Annotated in this window: 2 protein-coding genes; one reads left to right on the forward strand and one right to left on the reverse strand. The window is 76.7% G+C overall.

Translation table 11 applies throughout. From position 1 onward, the window contains the following. Position 1: 1 nt before the first annotated feature. Positions 2–1,231 (reverse strand): BTAD domain-containing putative transcriptional regulator, encoded by a 1,230-nt coding sequence (locus tag ACFV61_RS26750; RefSeq protein ID WP_380494314.1) that lies wholly within the window; start codon positions 1,229–1,231, stop codon positions 2–4. Between the two features lie 259 nt (positions 1,232–1,490). On the opposite strand from ACFV61_RS26750, the gene ACFV61_RS26755 reads away from it, so the two are divergent. Beyond that, entirely contained in the window at positions 1,491–2,564 is a 1,074-nt protein-coding gene (locus tag ACFV61_RS26755; RefSeq protein WP_380376811.1) for a hypothetical protein, read from the forward strand. Positions 2,565–2,709 lie beyond the last annotated feature (145 nt).

Raw genomic sequence — 2,709 nt, forward strand, 5'->3', positions numbered from 1 at the left:
GTCACCGCGCCGCGGGGGCGGCCACCCCCTCGGGCACCCCGTCGGTCGGCACGCCGAGCGCCACCAGAAAGCTGCTGAGCACCGCCTCCGGGTCGGCCGGGGTGGTGTCGGCGCCCCGCAGGTCGACGTAGAGCTGCCCGTCGGGGTAGGAGTCCCGGGCCCGGTGGGCGACGTGCAGGGCCAGCGCGGTCTTGCCGACCCCGCCCATGCCGACCACGGTCGCGATCACCAGCGCCTGCTGGCCCGGGGCGCCGAGGGCCTCGCCCAGCCGCTCGACCTGGACGGTGCGGCCGGTGAAGTCCGCCGCGTCGGGCGGCAGCTGGGCCGGTCTGGGCGCCGTCGTGCTGGTGCCGGCGGGCGCGGCGGGCGCACCCGCCGCCGTGGGGCCGTCCGGCGGATCCTGCGCCTCGGGCCCGGGCCCGGCCGGCTTCACCGGGCCGGGGAGCAGCGCCGCGGCCGGCGCCGGGGCGGCGAGCGACAGGTCGCCCTCCAGGATCCGCCGGTGCAGCTGGTCCAGCTCCGCCCCGGGCTCCACCCCCAGCTCGTCCAGGAACAACTGGCGCACGCCCCGGTACACCGCCAGCGCGTCCGCCTGCCGCCCGGCCTGGTACAGCGCGCGCATCAGCAGCCCGTACGCCCGCTCGTGCAGCGGGTGCTCGGTGGTCAGCGCGGTCAGCTCCGGGATGCACCGGGAGAAGCGGCCCAGCGTCAGATCGAGGGCGATCCGCTCCTCCAGCAGGGTCAGCCGGAGCTCCTGCAACCGCTGGCGCTGCCGCTGCGCGAACGGGCCGGGGATGCCGGCCAGCGGCTCGCCCTGCCACAGCTCCAGCGCCTGGTTCAGCAGGTCACGCGCCTGCTGCGGCTGTCCGGCGGCCGCCGTGCGCTCGGCCTGCGCCGCCAGCTCCTCGCCCTGCGCCGCGTCCACGGAGTGCTTGGGCAGCACCAGCCGGTAGCCGTCCCCGACCGAGGTCAGCACGGTCGGCGCGTCCGGCTCGTCGCCGTGCAGGATCTTGCGCCACCGCCAGGCGTACGTCCGCACCGTCGTCACCGCGGTGCTCGGCGGCTCCTCACCCCACAGGGCGTCGATCAGGTCCGTGGCGCTCGCGCCGTGCCCCGGCCGGAGCAGCAGCACCGCCAGCATCGCCTGCTGCTGGGGACTGCCGACCTTCAGCACGGTCGTGCCGCGCTGCGCTCTCATCAACCCCAGCACCGAGAACCGGAAATCACTCATTCGTGCACCTGCCCGCTTCATGTGCCCGCCCCCGCCCACGCACGCGTCCGCCCCCCGATTGATGAGTCCCTATCAACCCACGCCAGCCGGTGGGCTGTCGAGAGATCGTCGACCCCGTAGTGATCCGGTGTTGATCGCCCACCGTCACAATCACTGGTGTGGCCCCCCAGCCGTCGGCCCGGTACGACCCGCCGGGCCCGCCACACCCCCCGGGTGCCGCCGCCCGGGCGACCACCACGTTTCTCGGAGGCCGACGCCAGTGAACACCGACCTGCTCTACCGGTTGCTCGACGTCGACCCGGTCGCCGGACCGGTCGAACTGCTCCACCGCGCCCGCGGCGCCCGCGACCTCCCCTACCTGGTGCTCGCCGCGCTCGTCCGGGAGGACGTCCGGATGGGCGAGCACGCCCGCGCCGAACTGCAGCGCGCCCGCGACCGGGCCGACTGTTACGCCCGGCTCGCCCGCGACCTCGCCGACGTTACCGGGGTGCGCCCGATCCGCGACCTCCCGCTGGCCGGCTACTACCCGTCCGACCTGCCCCGGCCGCTGGGCGAGCTCACCCTCGTCAGCCCCACCGAGGCCGCGCTCTGGCAGGCCGTCAGCCGGCTGGTCACCGAGCACCCGGTGGAGTCCGTGGAGGTCACCCTGCTCGGCGAGCGCCCCCGGCACACCTCCGTCACCCTGCGCTGGCCGGCCGAGGACCCGCTGCTCGACCCGTGGTACCAGGTCCGGCTCGGAACCGCCGCGCTCACCGGCGACCTCGCCACCGTCCCGGTCCGGCCCTACCTGGCCGCCGACGACCACGTCGAATGCCTGATCGCCCTCGCGGAGGAGGGGCTCGGCCGCGCCTTCCGGGCAGGTGACGTGATCGACGTGGCCCGCCTGGCCCGGCAGTCCTTCGAAGCCGTCGAGACCGCCGCCGTGGTCGCCGCCTACCGGCTCGCCCCGGAGGCCGTCGCGCTCCTCGACCTCGCCGCCGAACACGTGCCGCTGGGCTCCCTGGGCGGCGTGCGCACCGTCCTGGAAGCCGAGGTCGCCCCCGAACTCCACCGCCGCGAAGCCCTCACCCGCCCGCTCCGACCGCGGCACGGCACCCTGCTGCGCCGCACCGTCATCCGGCACCAGTGGGACGAGGCCCGCCTCCTCCCGGCCGGACCCGCCACCCTGCTGCTCACCCCCGTCGCCGACTTCCTCCTCGCCCCGGAGGGCGTCCGCCCGACGGCCCCCGCCCGCGCCGCCGCCCTCACGGCCCTACGAGCCTGGGACACCACCGCCCCCGCCACCCCGGACGGCACCCCCCGCGCCCGCCTCCCGGAGTCCAAACACGGCTGAACACCCCCCGGGCCGCCCCCTCCGGGCCGCCCCCTCCGCCGACGGGGGCCCACAACGGCAATGCGGGGGGGGCGGCGGGGGGGGCGCGCGCCGGGGGGGCGGGGGAAGAGATAGAGGGGGTGCGGCGGGGGCGGGTCCGAGGGTG

It is taken from the genome of Kitasatospora sp. NPDC059817 (assembly GCF_042731835.1).
Taxonomy (GTDB): Bacteria; Actinomycetota; Actinomycetes; order Streptomycetales; family Streptomycetaceae; genus Kitasatospora.